This window comes from Antarctobacter sp. (assembly GCF_034670325.1).
Taxonomy (GTDB): Bacteria; Pseudomonadota; Alphaproteobacteria; order Rhodobacterales; family Rhodobacteraceae; genus Antarctobacter.
The window spans coordinates 193,621-207,921 of the sequence record NZ_JAXMNR010000007.1; the positions used below are offsets into that span (position 1 = coordinate 193,621).

A 14,301-nucleotide genomic window follows, 5' to 3' on the forward strand; every position below is an offset into this window, starting at 1 on the left:
CGATCGCGAGACAGTCATTACAGAATCCTACAGATTGTGAGGCAATTTATGCGAATTTTGGCATTCTTGACGGTAGTGGCGCTTTCGCTGCCGCATGTCGCGGCGGCAGAGGGCCGCCTGAGCGTCTCGGGCGAGGGCCATCTGGCGGTCGTTCCGGACATGGCGGTGATCACGCTGGGGGCCGACGGGCGCGGTCCCACGGCGGTCGAGGCGATGAACGCCACCTCCGACGCGGTCGAGGCGATTCTTGCCCGGCTTGCCGGTCTCGGGGTCGAAACGCGCGACATCCAGACCACCCAATTGCGGGTCAATGAACAGACCCGCTGGGACAACAATCGCAATGAGGACGTCTTTCTGGGCTTTTACGCCACCAACACGGTCAGCGTGCGGGTGCGTGACCTTGACGGGATCAGCGCGCTGTTGTCGGCGGTTCTGGACGATGGCGCCAACCGACTGCAAAACCTGTCGTTCAGCGTGCAAGAGCCGCGCCCGATCGAGGATGAGGCCCGTCGCCGCGCGGTGGCCGACGCCATCGCCAAGGCCAAGCTTTACGCCGACGCGGCGGGGGTGACGCTTGGCCCGGTGCTGGAACTGCGCGATACGGCAGAGCCGTTGGTGCGCTCCATCGCGCGGGCGGAACCGATGATAATGGAAGAGGCGGTTGTCGCCAAGGACGTGCCGGTCGCGGCGGGCGAACTGGAGGTGCGCGCCGAGGTGACAATGGTCTTTACCATCGCCGACTGACGCTTTGGTCACCGGGGACGCCGGGGACACCGGGCAACGTAACAGGAAAGGGCGGGGAATTCCCCGCCCTTTGTCGTTTTACTTGGCCTTGTTCAGCGCCTGATTGAGGTCGGCGATCAGATCGTCCGCATCCTCGATCCCGATGGAGATGCGCACCACGTTGGGGGCGGCCCCCGCCGCAACCTGCTGCTCTTCGGACAACTGCCGGTGCGTGGTCGAGGCCGAGTGGATCACAAGACTGCGGGTATCGCCAAGGTTGGCGACATGGCTAAAGATCTCCAGCGCGTCGACAAACTTGATGCAGGACTCGTAGCCGCCCTTCAGCGCCACGGTGAACAGACCGCCCGCGCCTTTCGGGCAAATCCGCGCCACCCGGTCGTTATAGGGCGACGACGGTAGCCCGGCATAGGTCACACCCGCCACCGCGTCATGTCCCTCCAGCCATGCGGCGATCTTCATCGCGTTCTCGACGTGGCGCTCCATCCGCAGGCTCAGCGTCTCGATCCCCATCAGCGTGTAATGCGCCGCCTGCGGGTTCAGCGTCATGCCCAGATCGCGCAACCCGATGGCGATGCCGTGAAAAGTGAACGCCAGCGGGCCGAAAGTCTCATGGAACTTCAGCCCGTGATAGGCCGGTTCCGGCTCCGACAGGGACGGGAACTTGTCGCTGGCGGACCAGTCGAACTTGCCCGAATCCACCACCACACCGCCGGTCACGGTGCCATTACCGGTCAGGTACTTGGTCATCGAATGCACGACCAGCGTCGCGCCATGATCAATCGGGCGGCAGAGGTAGGGCGTGGCCGAGGTGTTGTCGACGATCAGCGGCAGACCCGCCTTGTCGGCAATCGCGGAAATTGCATCCAGATCGGTGATATAGCCGCCCGGGTTGGCGATGCTCTCGCAGAACACCGCGCGGGTGTCGTCATCAATCGCCGCCGCCACCGCATCCAGATCGTCAAAATCGACAAAGGTTGCGGACCAGCCAAAGCGCTTGATGGTCTGGCTGAACTGGGTGATCGAGCCACCGTACAGCCGCGTCGACACCACCACATTGCGCCCGGGCGCCATCAGCGGAAACAGCGCCATGATCTGCGCCGCGTGACCCGAGGAACAGCAGACAGCGCCCACGCCGCCCTCCAGCACCGCAACCCGCTCTTGCAGGGCGGCAACGGTGGGGTTGGTCAGGCGCGAATAGATGTATCCGACCTCTTGCAGGTTGAACAACGCGGCGGCGTGTTCGGCATCGCGGAACACATAGGCTGTGGTCTGATAAATCGGCACCTGCCGCGCGCCGGTGGCCGGATCGGGCCGCGCGCCTGCGTGGATCTGAAGCGTGTCAAAACCGTAGCTGGGTTCTTCCTGAGTCATATTTGTCTCTCCCTAATGTCCTGTGCGTTTAGCAGTAGGGGATTGAAAGCGGTTCTTCCAGCGGGCTTCGACAAGAACCGCCAAGGCCGCCCTCCGTGCAAAATCATTGAGATCAGGCCCGGTTTCGTGCAGGATTGCCCCTGTTCCGGCGCAATTCCCGCGCCAGTCCGGAACCCGTTCATGAGGTTTGCTGGCATGATTTGTCCCGCCAATTTCCGCATTTTGACCGTTGCGCTGATGATCGGCGCGCAAACAGCGGCGGCAGAACAGAAGACCGAATTCTATCCAATCACTTACGACACCGACACTCCGCATGTCCTGTCGCTGGTCGATGCCATCGACATCCGCACGCCGGTTCTGCTAAACCGCGCCCTCAGCACCTATCCGCAGGTCAGCCAACTGTCGCTGTCCAGTCGCGGCGGGTCGGTGCATTCGGCACTGACCATGGCCTATACCGTCCGCGAGGCGGGCCTGAGCACGGTGATCCCCGAAGGCGCAGATTGTTTTTCCGCCTGTTCCTACCTGTTCTTTGCCGGGGTCGCCCGCACCGCTGATGGCGCGCTGGGCGTACACCAACTGGCCTCGAACAGCGACAGCCTGCGGTCCGGGCAGGTTGCGCTGGCCGACATCATGACCGCTTATGACGATTTCGGGGTCCACGGGGCCGTGGTCAACAAGATGCTGCTGACCCCGGCGGACGACATGTATGTCTTTACCGGTCAGGAACTGGCGACGCTGGGCATCGTCAATGCCGCCCCCTGCGCCGGGGCGCAGGCGCATCTGGACCGGATCACCGCACTGGGCGCGGAGGGGCTGCGCCTGCATCTGCAACGCTTTGCCAACTGCCCGACGGCGCAGGCCGCCGAACGGCAACTGGCCATCGCGCTGGCCCCCGACGCCGCCGGGACCGCCAAAGACACCGCCAAGGCCCCCGCCGCGCAAGGGGCCGCGCGCGCCTGCACCGAGGCCGACGGGTGGGAGCAGATCCTGCGCGTCTGCCGCGCCGCGCTGGCCTCTGGCGAGTGGGACGATACCGAAGCGGCGGCGCTGCAAAACGCCGTGGGGGCCGCGTTTTTCGCCACCGGAGACGCCTTTGCCGCGCATGAGGCGTTTCAGGCCGCGCTGACGCTGCGCCCGGACACTCCGGCGCTTTTGGAAAACCGCGCGCTGGCGCTGGACGCGCTGGGGCGGCACGCGGACGCGGCGCTGGCCATGCGCGCCGCCATTGACGCTACATCCGCGCCCCCCGAACGGTTCCTTGCCCGGTTGGGCCTGTTCGAACGCGCGGCGGGCAATGTGAACACCGCCTTTCAGGTCTGGGATGACCTGTTGTCCGACAGGCCACAGGGCGACAGCCGGGTGCGCGCATGGCAACAGGCGCTGGCCAGCGCCGGCTATCTCGATCAGGCCGCCGACGGCCGCTATACCGCGCTGACCCGCATCGCCGTGCAACGGTGCAGCTATGAAAGCGACTGCCTGCCGCCGGACACGGATGCCGCGCCAGACCTGTTGCCGGTGCCGGTCTCCGACACTTCGCTGGATCTCAGCCGCAGCGCCTCCAGCAGTCTTCTGGTGGCATTGGGCGAACCGGACGGGCAGGGCAGTTGCAATCAGGGCCAGCCGGAAATGAACATCCATCTGTGTGAGGCGATGTTGCAGGAGGGCGATTTCGACGCTGAGGAGCGCACGCAAATCGCGAATTTCCTTGCCGTGCAATATGCCGCAATCGAGGCGTTTGAAGAGGCTGAAGTCGTCATGACCCGGCTCATCGACGCGGTGCCCCCGGACCACAGTCTATTCAAGAATCGCGCCGCCATCCGCTACCGCAAAGGCGATTACGCGGGCGCGCTTGACGACGTGGAGGCGGTGCGGGCCGTCACCAGCCAATGGTCGCGCTCTTTCTTTCAACGGGAGACAGATGTGGTGTACGGCAATATCCTTGCCCGCCTCGGGCGCGCGGATGAGGCGGTCGAGGCATGGATGGGGGCGATCTTCGAAGAGGATCAGGACGAAACCGACACCAGCGCCAAAGACCTGCAAGGCTTTCTGCAAAGGTCAGGCTTCTACACGGGCGCGATTGACGGCAAGTTCGGTGCCGGGTCACGCGCCGCCCTTGCGGCCTGCGCCGCCGCCACCGACTGCGTGATTTCCGGTCGGATCGGCTATGACGACTACAGTGAGGCGTTTGGCCTGTCTTATGTCGTAAATCTGCCCGAGGGGCCGCTATATTTTGACACAGCGCGGCGCGAGCACGCCAAGGCCGCGATGGCAGAGTGCGAATATTATCAGGACGACACGATAGAGCAGTGTACCCGCGCGATCGACACCGGATGGCTGCTGACAACCGAAGCCGTCAATGCCTATCGCACCCGGTCGGATGCCCATAGGGATGCCCCGCAAAAGCGGCTCGCCGACTACCAAGAGTCGCTTCGGATGACGGGATTTCAAAGCTATGACAGGGATTGGTATGTGCGCCTGCTCTTGATGGCGGATCAGCCAGACAACGCGCTGCTGGAGGTGGCGCGGTTCACCAGCTCTTACATGGATCAGGCCGATTTCTATCGCGGTCTGGCGCTGGCGGCGCTGGGCCGCAATGCCGAGGCAGAGCGCGTATGGCTGTCCCACTACGACCGGCTGGACAATGTCACCAGCGATTTTTCCGCCAATGCGCGGGTGTTCGACCTCTACCAGCATCAGCTTGAACGCCACGACATGCTGCCTGCCGGGTACAACCAGTATCAAGACGGCAAGTCACCGGCCCTGCGCGCCGCCATTGGCCGCTGTGCCTCGGACCCGGCCTGTTATACGCTGAACTAAGCATGGAAAATGGCCGGATCGTACGGTGCGCCCGGACCGGCCAATCGTTACCCAAAGGTAAAAGTGCCTCTGTAACCCCTTGATTTTTCTAGGGGTGACCTCTGTCCACGCGCGGACAAGGGTGGATTACACCGCCGTCACGGTCTCCACAGACAGCACCGTGGGCAGATGCCGCGCGATCTCGGACCAGTTGTCGCCTTCGTCAAAGCTGGCAAAGATCGAGCCCGAGTTGGTCCCGAAATAGACCCCCGGCGCGGCGGCCCGGTCGGTGGCCATCGCCTGCCTCAGCACGGTGAAAAAGCAATGCGCCTGCGGCAGACCAGCGCGGCACGCCTGCCAGCTATCGCCGCCATCGCGCGACCGCCAGACCGCCGCCGAGGCGTCGGGCGGATATCGCCCGGCACTGTCCCCGTTCAGGGGCAGCACCCAAAGCGTACCGGCCTGATCGGGATGCACCGCCACCGGAAACCCAAAGGTCGAGGGCAGCCCCTCGGTGATGTCATCCCAACTGCGCCCGCCATCGGCAGAGCGCCAGACCCCGTGGTGATTTTGCTGGTACAACAGGTCGCCCGCACCGCCCGCCCGCACCAGATTGTGGACGCAATGCCCGGTCTCCCCGTCCTTCGGGGCCGCCGGGTGATGGTGATGGCCGCAGGCCTCGGCATTGGACAGCCGGTTGCGCCGCTCCCAGCTGCCGCCGCCATCCTCGGTGGCAAAGACTCCGGCAGAGGAAATCCCCAGCCACAGTTTCGCCGGATCGTCCGGGCTGTTGACAATCGTGTGCAGCGTCAGGCCCGCGCCTCCGGGCTGCCAACTGTCGGACGAGGGGTGATCCGTCAGGCTTTCGACCGCGTCCCACGTCTCGCCGCCGTTTTCGCTGACAAACAGGGTCGCCGGTTTGGCCCCGGCATAGAGCTTGTCATTCACCCGCCCCAGCGACCAGATCGACTGGACCCGGCCAGAAAAGGGCGCGGGCGGCTGCGGTTCCGCCCCGAAAAAGGCGGCGGTGTCGGGATCGTTGCGGATCCACTCATCCATGGTGCCGTCGGCAAGTTTGGTCATAGCCCAGCTTTCGCCGCCATCGGTCGACCGCCAGACACCCGCCCCGTGAAATTCATTGCCACCCCCGGCCCAGAGCGCGCCGCTGGTCGCGTCCCCAATCGCGTGATTGATTGACCAGCCGTCGCAAAGCGGCCCGCTGACCGTCCAGTCCGACCGCGCGGCGTCAGAGCGCAGCAGGAACAGACCCTTGGTGGTGCCTACCAGCACCGTGACAAAATCTGACATCAAATCACCTCGTCCTGATCGCTGTAGCAGCATACCACGGGGCGGCAATGACACGGCGTCAAATCTGCGCCTAGCGCATCCAGAATCCTTCGCGCTTGATCTTGTTGCGGATCGCCTGCTCGCGGCGGGGCAGGTCGTCCCGGTCGAACAGCGCGCGCACCTTTTGACCGCGCTCCTGATAGATCATCCGCTTGATCGCGTCATAACCCTTGAGCACTTTCTTGACCCGGTTGGGGGCTGTGACCTCTTCGAGCACTTCGACCACCCGGTCCGCCTCGCGCGCATAGAGCAGGGGCAGCACCCGGTAGTGACAGCTGACCTCGCCGTCCAGCAAGCCCTCGGGCAGGGTGTCGCGCGCGCCGCCCAGCCCATGGATCACCAGCGGCAGGACCACCTGATCCAGCCATGGGTCAAAGCTTTGGCAGACCAGTTCGGCGGGCGGGTCGTCGCGCACCGTCAGAGCGTATTCAAGAAAGCGATCCCCGAACAGCCGGGGGCATTTGTAGAAGAAATACCCGGCGTTGAAATAGAGATACCGCCGCCAGTATTCATCGGGCCAGCTCAGATCGAGGCTGCTGTCAAAGTCCAGTCCGAACCGGTCATAAAGCGCCTTCCAGATCTGCGTGTAGCCCGGCCCGTATAGCTCTATTTGCGGCCATGTCCCTTCGCGTCGCATCGACGCGGTGGGGCGGTCGAAATCGAAGGGCACCCGCGACAGGCGGTCAAGGATCAGCGTGTCGGTGTCGAAAAAGACAAACGGCTCTCCCTCTGGCAAGACGCGCAGCGCCTCGATCTTGTTGCCATATGGATAGGATGCGCCAAAGTGCTGTGCCTCAAAGGGGCGGATGTCTGCGCCCAGATCCTCTAGCAGGGCGCGCACCTCAGGCTGGCGGATGCGGGGATCGGACTCCCACAGCGGCCCGGGCGCGGGTTCCGCCACGATCAGGCGAAAGCGGTCCTCACCCTGCGCCTGCAAAGAGGCGGCAAAAAGCACCGCCTCATAGGACAGCCGACCGGCCTGTGCGACGATCAGGATATTTACAGTTTGAGCCGCGCCGCACTCGCGTGTCATGGTGATCCTGCCAGTTGACCTTTTGTCGGCACTATAGGCGGGCGGGGGCCGCACCGAAAGCGGCCTGACCCGGGAATTTCAGACAGGACGCGCCTTATGCTTGATCTCATTCTAATCGTCATTGCCATCGCCAGTGGCGGACCAGACGGGGCCGCCGAGCGGGTTGACACCGCACCCGCGCCACAGGTCGAGGCCGCCGATGCGCTGAGTTACTCTGACGAAGCGCCGCCGCCCAGTTCCGAAGCCGATCCGGGGCCGGAGCGCGTGCTGCCCTACACAGCCGAACAACAGGTCGCCACGGGCCGCTTTACCACTGCGGTCGAGGTCAAACCGATTCTGGGGGCGACCCGCGCCAACTGGATCGCGGTGCGCGAGTTCGACGGGCAGGACCTTGTCTATGTCACCCACCTTTGGGCGTGGCGCTGCGGTCTGGTGGCGATCCATGTGGGTCTCAACGGGGCAGAGCCGGAACCCTGGCCGCTGCCCGCCTGCCACGAGGAGACCAATGCCCCCAACGCCATGCTGCCCGACGACGGGCTGCCCTATCGCGCCTTCCCGCTGAAGTCGGTCGAGAGCATGACGGTGGAGGTGATCTATGACGACCTGACGACCGAGAAGGTCAGCTTTGACCGTCGGGGCGCCATGATTCCCTGAGCGGGTCGGGGACGGGACTCGCGTCCCTGCGGGCCGCATCGCCCGCCCACCGACCCTGTCGCGCCGCGCCTTTAGCGCGGTTCCCTTGCTTCGGCTCTCACCAAGGAACAGGCTTGGGTGTCAGACCGTGATCGGCTGCATGACCTGCGGCTCGATCACATCCACCCCCGGCAGGCCCTCTGCCAGCACCTCGGCCGATTGTTCCAACGCGGGGAAGGTCCGGTAGTGCCCGGGGATCACCGTCTTGAAATCAAAGTATTCCTTGGCCGCCCATGCCGCCTGTTTCATGTCCATGGTGTAATAACCGCCCGCCGACAGGATGCCGATGTCGGGTTTGAAATAGGCCCCCATCCAGCCCATGTCGGCCATGATGGCGGTGTCGGAGGAATGATAGATCGTGTGACCCTCGCCCGCGATCATGAACCCCGTCTCCATCCCCATGTAGCGGGCCACCCCGTCCACCGCCATCGAGGAGCTGTGCGAGGCGGGGACCATGGTCACCGCCACCGCGCCAAACCGCACCGTGCCACCCTTGTTGAAGGCGTTGCCCTCAACCGCGCCCATCCCGGTCAGCGCGGTTGCCAGTTCATACATGCCCGACACCGGCGCGCCGGTCTTTTGGCTGATCTCGACGATATCATTGGTGTGGTCGAAATGGCCGTGGGTCACGAGGATCTGGGTCGCGCCTGCGACGGCGGCCTCTGCGTCTTGACCCTCCATCATCGGATTGCCGTTGATCCACGGGTCAATCAGCAGCACCTCGCCGCCGATCTCGATGCGGAAACTGCCGTGGCCTAGCCAGATGATCTGCATGGGTCTCTCCCTGTTGTCTGCGGCGCAAACCCTAGCATGTCAGCAGCGGGAGGCCAGATTGCTGAAGGTCTTGCTCTGTGGCAGGTGTTGTTCTCAGGGAATTTGGACAGAGAAGACACATGGACTGGACGCAGGCCATCGACGGATATTGCGAGCGGCTGGGGCCAGAGTTCTGGTCAGAGCCGCTGAACGCCGTGACCAACGCCGCCTTTGTGCTGGCGGCGGTGGTCCTATGGCGTTGCACCTTTGGGCTGGGGCGGGTGCTTTGCCTGATCCTCGGGGTGATCGGCTGTGGGTCGTTCCTGTTTCACACCTTTGCGCAGCCTTGGGCGGGGATCGCGGACGTGGTGCCGATCCTGATCTATGTGCTGGTCTACATCTACGCGGCAAACCGCGATTTCTGGGGCTTGTCGGTCTGGCCCGCGCTGGGGCTGACGGTGCTGTTCATTCCGTTTGCCGCGGTCACGGCACCGCTGTTTGGTCTGCTCCCCGGACTGGGCAGCACGGCCAGCTATGCGCCGGTTCCGCTGTTGATTGCCATCTATGCCCTGCTGCTGCGCCGCCGCGCGCCGGAAACGGCGCGTGGATTGGCCATTGGCGTGGCGATCCTGCTGGTGTCCATGTCGGCCCGCATCCTTGATGGGCCATTGTGTGCCGCACTGCCAATCGGCACGCATTTCCTGTGGCATCTGCTGAATGCGGTGATGCTGGGCTGGATGATCGCGGTCTGGACGCGCCATGTGCTTGCGGCGCGGCAGGCGGGGCGCTAAAGCCTGCCCTTGATCCGGAAACGAATGAGGCCCCCATGTCGATCGACATCGAGACAGCGGCGCGCGTGGCAAAACTTGCCCGCATCAAGGTGGAAAACGAAGATCTGCCCGCGCTGGCGCAATCCTTCAACGACATCCTCGGGTTCATCGAGCAGTTGAACGAGGTAGATGTCGAGGGCGTCGAGCCCATGGTGTCGGTGACGCCGATGCGGCTCAAGCGGCGCAAGGACGGGGTGACGGACGGCAATATGCAGGACAAGATCCTGTCGAACGCGCCCGACGCGCGCGAAGGGTTCTTTGCGGTTCCGAAGGTGGTGGAATGACCGATCTCACGAAGATGAAAATCGCCGAGGCGCGCGATGCGCTGCGCAAGGGCGACGTGACCAGCGTCGAACTGACCGAGGCCTGCCTGAGCGCCATCGACAAGGCCGATGCGCTGAACGCCTTTGTCCACAAGACGCCAGAGATTGCGCGGGAACAGGCCGCCGCCGCCGATGCGCGGATCAAGGCAGGCGATGCGCCGTCGCTGTGCGGTATTCCGCTGGGCATCAAGGACCTGTTCTGCACCAAGGGTGTGGCGTCGCAGGCGGCCTCTGCCATCCTTGAAGGGTTCAAGCCGGAATACGAATCCACCGTGACGACCCAGTTGTTCGATGCGGGCGCGGTCATGCTCGGCAAGTTGAACATGGACGAATTCGCCATGGGCTCATCGAATGAGACCAGCACCTATGGCAACGCGGTGAACCCGTGGCGGCGCGGCAATGATGACGCGGCGCTGACGCCGGGCGGCTCGTCCGGTGGCTCTGCCTCTGCGGTGGCGGCGGACCTGTGTCTGGGGGCGACCGGCACCGATACTGGCGGGTCGATCCGCCAGCCTGCGGCCTTTACCGGCATCACCGGCATCAAGCCGACCTACGGACGTTGCTCTCGCTGGGGGATCGTGGCCTTTGCGTCATCCTTGGATCAGGCGGGACCGATGGCCAAGGACGTGCGCGACGCGGCGATCATGTTGCAGGCGATGTGCGGGCATGACCCCAAGGACAGCACCAGCGCGGATCTGGCGGTGCCGGATTTCGAGGCGATGCTGACCGGCGACATCAACGGCAAGACCATCGGCATTCCGCGCGAATACCATATGGACGGGATGCCCGAGGAGATTGACGTGCTCTGGGCCGATGGGCGCAGGATGTTGCAGGACGCCGGCGCCAAGCTGGTCGACATCAGCCTGCCGCACACCAAATACGCGCTGCCCGCCTATTACGTGATCGCCCCGGCGGAGGCGTCCTCGAACCTCGCGCGCTATGACGGGGTGCGTTATGGCCACCGGGCCAAGCTAAGCCAGGGCGATGGCATCACCGAGATGTACGAAAAGACCCGTGCCGAAGGCTTTGGCGAAGAGGTCAAGCGCCGTATCATGGTTGGCACCTACGTCCTGTCGGCGGGCTTTTATGACGCCTACTATAACCGCGCGCGCAAGGTGCGGACGCTGATCAAGAAGGACTTTGAGGATGTCTTTGCCCAAGGCGTGGACGCGATCCTGACGCCTGCCACGCCCTCTGCCGCCTTTGGCCTGGGCGAGATGACAGAGGCGGACCCGGTGCAGATGTACCTCAATGATGTGTTCACCGTGACGGTGAACCTTGCCGGTCTGCCGGGCATTTCGGTGCCTGCGGGGGTGAGCAAACAGGGGCTGCCGCTGGGGTTGCAACTGATCGGCAGGCCTTGGGAAGAGGGCGATCTGCTGAATTGCGCCTATGCGCTGGAGCAGGCCGCAGGATTTGTGGCCAAACCGGTCAAATGGTGGTAGGGCGGGCCGCAAAAGAGCAGACAGGACGAATGATGCGGACCCAATTCCTGATTTTGGCGGCGCTGGTGGTGGCGGCTTGCGAACCCAGCGTTCCCGACAGCGGCGCGAAGGTGCCCGATCCGGGCGCGGGCGTGGGCTTTGGCAGCTACGACGATTACGCGGCGCGCCGCGAGGCGCAGCTGAACGGGCAGACGGCATCGATCCCGGCGGCCACGCCCGTGCAATCCGGCCCGATCGACGAGAGTGACGTCGTCGCCGCCGCTGCGGCCCGCGCGCTCAATTCCGGTGTGGCCCCTGTCGATGCGGCCCCCGGCAATCCGGCGCCGCCAGTTGTGGCCAATGCGCGCGGCATTTCCGGCGAGAACGACTTTACCGCCGTGTCCGCGACCCGCGACATCGCGGCGGATGCTGCTCTGATTCAGCGCAACCGCGCGCAATACTCTGTTATCCAACCAGAGGCTCTGCCCAAGCGGCCCGGCTCTGACGCGCCCAACATCGTGGAATACGCCCTGCGGACCACCAACCCGGTGGGCACGGCGCTGTACAAACGATCGTCCTTCAACGGTGGCTCGCGGTCGCAGCGGGCCTGCGCGTCCTATGCCTCTGCCGATCTTGCACAGGAAGAATTTCTGGCGCTGGGCGGCCCCGAGAAAGACCGCAAGGGGCTGGACCCGGATGGTGACGGCTTTGCCTGTAGCTGGAATCCGGCGCCTTTCCGCGCGGTGCGCGGCGGTTAACCTAACATGACGCCGGAGGCGATCTGGCATCCTTCGCCGAACTTCGGTGACCGGCGCGGACCAACCGTGCCGGATATGGTTTTGCTGCATTACACTGCCATGACCTCGGCAGGGGCCGCGCGCGACTGGCTGTGCGCCCCCGAAAGCGAGGTGTCCTGCCATTACGTGATCGCCGAAGACGGGCGCCTGTGGCAACTGGTGCAGGAAGGTGATCGCGCTTGGCACGCCGGGCAGGGGACATGGGGCGCAATGGCCGACGTGAATTCGCAGTCCATCGGCATCGAACTGGCGAACACCGGATTCCATCCATTCCCCGAGCCGCAGATGGCAGTGCTGGAGGCGGTGCTTGCAGGCATCTTTAGCCGTTGGACCATCCCGCCGGAGCGGGTTGTTGGCCATTCCGACACCGCGCTGGGCCGCAAGATCGACCCCGGAGGCCGGTTCGACTGGCAACGACTGGCGCGGCGCGGCCTGGCGGTCTGGCCAAAGGCGCGGAACGCGGCGCTGGATGAGGCGCGGTTCTGGCAGGATTGCGCGGCGTTTGGCTATGATGTGACGCCCGAGACCAAGGCCGATGTTCTGGCCGCCGTCCGGCTGCGGTTTCGCCCTGGTGGGGCAGGGCCGTTGGACGGGACAGATTGTGCGATCATGGCGGATCTCGCCGAACGCTATCCCTGTCGGGTTCCGGCGGGGGCGTGATCCAGATGAGCGCGACCGCGCGCTGGATTTCGCCTTTGGCGAGGTGATGGGTCCCACCGGCGGTTCGGGCGATGAGAGCGCGTAGCTTTTGAATTCACCGGAACGAAGATCGCGACCGGCGTGGCGGGTTTATTCCAGCCCGTAAGGCAGCACGTCGCGGCGGTTGGGGGTGGTGGTGAGGCGCTTTTCCAAAGGCGGGACAGAGCGTTGGTGGCAATGGGTGCGTTCGCAAATGCGGCAGCTGATGCCGATGGGTTCAAACGCGCTGGCGCGGGTGAAATCGAGATCGTCGGCGTAGACGAGGGCAGCGGCGTGTCGCACCTCGCAGCCGATCGAGATCGCGTAGCGGCGCACCGGCGCGCCAAAGTGACCGCCGGTTTTGGACACATCGCGCGCAAGGCTGATATAGCGCACCCCGTCCGGCGTTTCCGCCAGTTGGCGCAGGAAACGGCCGGGGGTTTCAAACGCTCGGTGCACGTTCCAGAGCGGGCAGGCGCCGCCGAAGCGGGCAAATTGCAGCCGCGTGGCCGAGTGGCGTTTGGTGATTGTCCCCGCCTGATCGACCCGGACAAAGAAGAACGGCACGCCCTTGGCACCGGGGCGTTGCAGGGTCGACAGCCGGTGCGCCACCTGTTCGACCGAAGCGCCAAAGCGCGCGGCAAGCAGTTCCAGATCGTGGCGGGTTTCCTGTGCGGCAGCCAGAAACGCCTTGTAGGGCATCATGGCGGCCCCGGCGAAATAGTTGGCAAGGCCCAGCTTGGCGATGGCGCGGGCCTCTTCGGACTGGAACCGGGCAAGGTCCAGCGTCGCCTCCAGCAGTTGGTTCTGGCGGAACAGCGCCACCTGCACCAAGAGTTGAAAGGTCTGGGTTTCCACCGGCAATAGCGAGGACAGCATCAGTTCCTGACGCTCTTCGTCAAAGGCGCGCATCGGTGCCGTCTGTGACAGGCGGACGGTGATGCCGCGCGCCTCAAGCCTATCAATGCAGGCGCTGCGGATATTGGTCTCACCGCCGTGCAACTGGGCGAAATGTTCGGCGGCGCGGTCCACCGCGTCGATGTAATTATCGCAGTAGTGGAAGAAGTCGCGCACCTCTTCCCACGGGCTTGGCTGTAGCTGTGCGCCTTCACGGCCCAATGCCTCATCCAGTGAGGCAAGCCGTTCGTGGGTTTGCCGGTAAGCGCGGTGCAGGGCAAGAAAGGCGCGCGCCAGTACCGGCGCATTGGAGGCGGTCAGGCGCAGGTCGGCCAGTTGTGGCGTGGTCTCGCCAAAGACCGGATCGGCCAGCGCCTCGCGCATGTCGGTGACCAGCCGTTCGGCATCGCCCTGGCCCAGTTCGGTCACGTCGTAACCAAACTCTTGCGCCAAGGCCAACACCACCGTGGTACTGACCGGGCGATTGTTGTTCTCCATCTGGTTGAGATAGGGCAGGGAGATCCCCAGCTTGGCGGCGAAATCCTTTTGCGTCAGGTGCAAACGGGTGCGGATGTCGCGCAGCTTGGCGCCGGCGTAAAGTTTCTGCGTGGCCAT

Annotated in this window: 13 protein-coding genes; 8 read left to right on the forward strand and 5 right to left on the reverse strand. The window is 64.4% G+C overall.

The window, feature by feature from the left end:
• Positions 1–48: 48 nt before the first annotated feature.
• The gene (locus VOI21_RS18170; protein ID WP_323771372.1) at positions 49–744 is read left to right on the forward strand and encodes an SIMPL domain-containing protein; all 696 of its coding nucleotides are present in this window, start codon (positions 49–51) and stop codon (positions 742–744) included.
• Positions 745–822: 78 nt separating this feature from the next.
• On the opposite strand, the gene VOI21_RS18175 is transcribed toward VOI21_RS18170, so the two are convergent.
• Positions 823–2,115, reverse strand: coding sequence for an O-acetylhomoserine aminocarboxypropyltransferase/cysteine synthase family protein (locus VOI21_RS18175; RefSeq protein WP_323771373.1), 1,293 nt, complete (start codon positions 2,113–2,115; stop codon positions 823–825).
• A gap of 180 nt (positions 2,116–2,295) precedes the next feature.
• Here VOI21_RS18175 and VOI21_RS18180 point away from each other — a divergent pair, with 180 nt between their 5' ends.
• Positions 2,296–4,932, forward strand: coding sequence for a hypothetical protein (locus tag VOI21_RS18180; protein WP_323771374.1), 2,637 nt, complete (start codon positions 2,296–2,298; stop codon positions 4,930–4,932).
• 126 nt (positions 4,933–5,058) lie between these two features.
• Here the strand turns inward: VOI21_RS18180 and VOI21_RS18185 are convergent, their stop codons facing one another.
• Both VOI21_RS18185 and VOI21_RS18190 read right to left on the reverse strand, forming a co-directional pair.
• Positions 5,059–6,219 carry a sialidase family protein gene (locus VOI21_RS18185; protein ID WP_323771375.1) on the reverse strand — a complete coding sequence of 387 codons (1,161 nt, stop codon included), beginning with the start codon at positions 6,217–6,219 and terminating at the stop codon, positions 5,059–5,061.
• A gap of 70 nt (positions 6,220–6,289) precedes the next feature.
• On the reverse strand, positions 6,290–7,291 hold the full coding sequence (locus tag VOI21_RS18190; protein WP_323771376.1) for a hypothetical protein: 1,002 nt from the start codon (positions 7,289–7,291) through the stop codon (positions 6,290–6,292).
• Positions 7,292–7,387: 96 nt separating this feature from the next.
• Here VOI21_RS18190 and VOI21_RS18195 point away from each other — a divergent pair, with 96 nt between their 5' ends.
• Positions 7,388–7,945 (forward strand): hypothetical protein, encoded by a 558-nt coding sequence (locus VOI21_RS18195; protein ID WP_323771377.1) that lies wholly within the window; start codon positions 7,388–7,390, stop codon positions 7,943–7,945.
• Positions 7,946–8,065: 120 nt separating this feature from the next.
• Here VOI21_RS18195 and VOI21_RS18200 read toward each other — a convergent pair whose 3' ends face one another.
• On the reverse strand, positions 8,066–8,758 hold the full coding sequence (locus VOI21_RS18200) for a metal-dependent hydrolase (protein WP_323771378.1): 693 nt from the start codon (positions 8,756–8,758) through the stop codon (positions 8,066–8,068).
• 119 nt (positions 8,759–8,877) lie between these two features.
• Here VOI21_RS18200 and VOI21_RS18205 point away from each other — a divergent pair, with 119 nt between their 5' ends.
• From VOI21_RS18205 to VOI21_RS18225, 5 genes are read left to right on the forward strand one after another with little or no spacing between them, the layout of a single operon-like run.
• Positions 8,878–9,528, forward strand: a complete 651-nt coding sequence (locus VOI21_RS18205) for a ceramidase domain-containing protein (protein ID WP_323771379.1) — start codon at positions 8,878–8,880, stop codon at positions 9,526–9,528.
• 35 nt (positions 9,529–9,563) lie between these two features.
• The gene (gene gatC, locus VOI21_RS18210; protein WP_323771380.1) at positions 9,564–9,851 is read left to right on the forward strand and encodes an Asp-tRNA(Asn)/Glu-tRNA(Gln) amidotransferase subunit GatC; all 288 of its coding nucleotides are present in this window, start codon (positions 9,564–9,566) and stop codon (positions 9,849–9,851) included.
• Complete coding sequence (gatA, locus tag VOI21_RS18215) at positions 9,848–11,335, forward strand: Asp-tRNA(Asn)/Glu-tRNA(Gln) amidotransferase subunit GatA (RefSeq protein WP_323771381.1); 1,488 nt, start codon at positions 9,848–9,850, stop codon at positions 11,333–11,335. Before gatC ends, gatA begins: the two co-directional genes overlap by 4 nt.
• A gap of 29 nt (positions 11,336–11,364) precedes the next feature.
• Positions 11,365–12,072, forward strand: a complete 708-nt coding sequence (locus tag VOI21_RS18220; RefSeq protein WP_323771382.1) for a hypothetical protein — start codon at positions 11,365–11,367, stop codon at positions 12,070–12,072.
• A 6-nt stretch (positions 12,073–12,078) separates the two neighbouring features.
• On the forward strand, positions 12,079–12,771 hold the full coding sequence (locus VOI21_RS18225) for an N-acetylmuramoyl-L-alanine amidase (RefSeq protein WP_323771383.1): 693 nt from the start codon (positions 12,079–12,081) through the stop codon (positions 12,769–12,771).
• A 129-nt stretch (positions 12,772–12,900) separates the two neighbouring features.
• Here VOI21_RS18225 and VOI21_RS18230 read toward each other — a convergent pair whose 3' ends face one another.
• A complete protein-coding gene (locus VOI21_RS18230; protein ID WP_323771384.1) occupies positions 12,901–14,301 on the reverse strand; it encodes a helix-turn-helix domain-containing protein in 1,401 nt (466 codons plus the stop codon).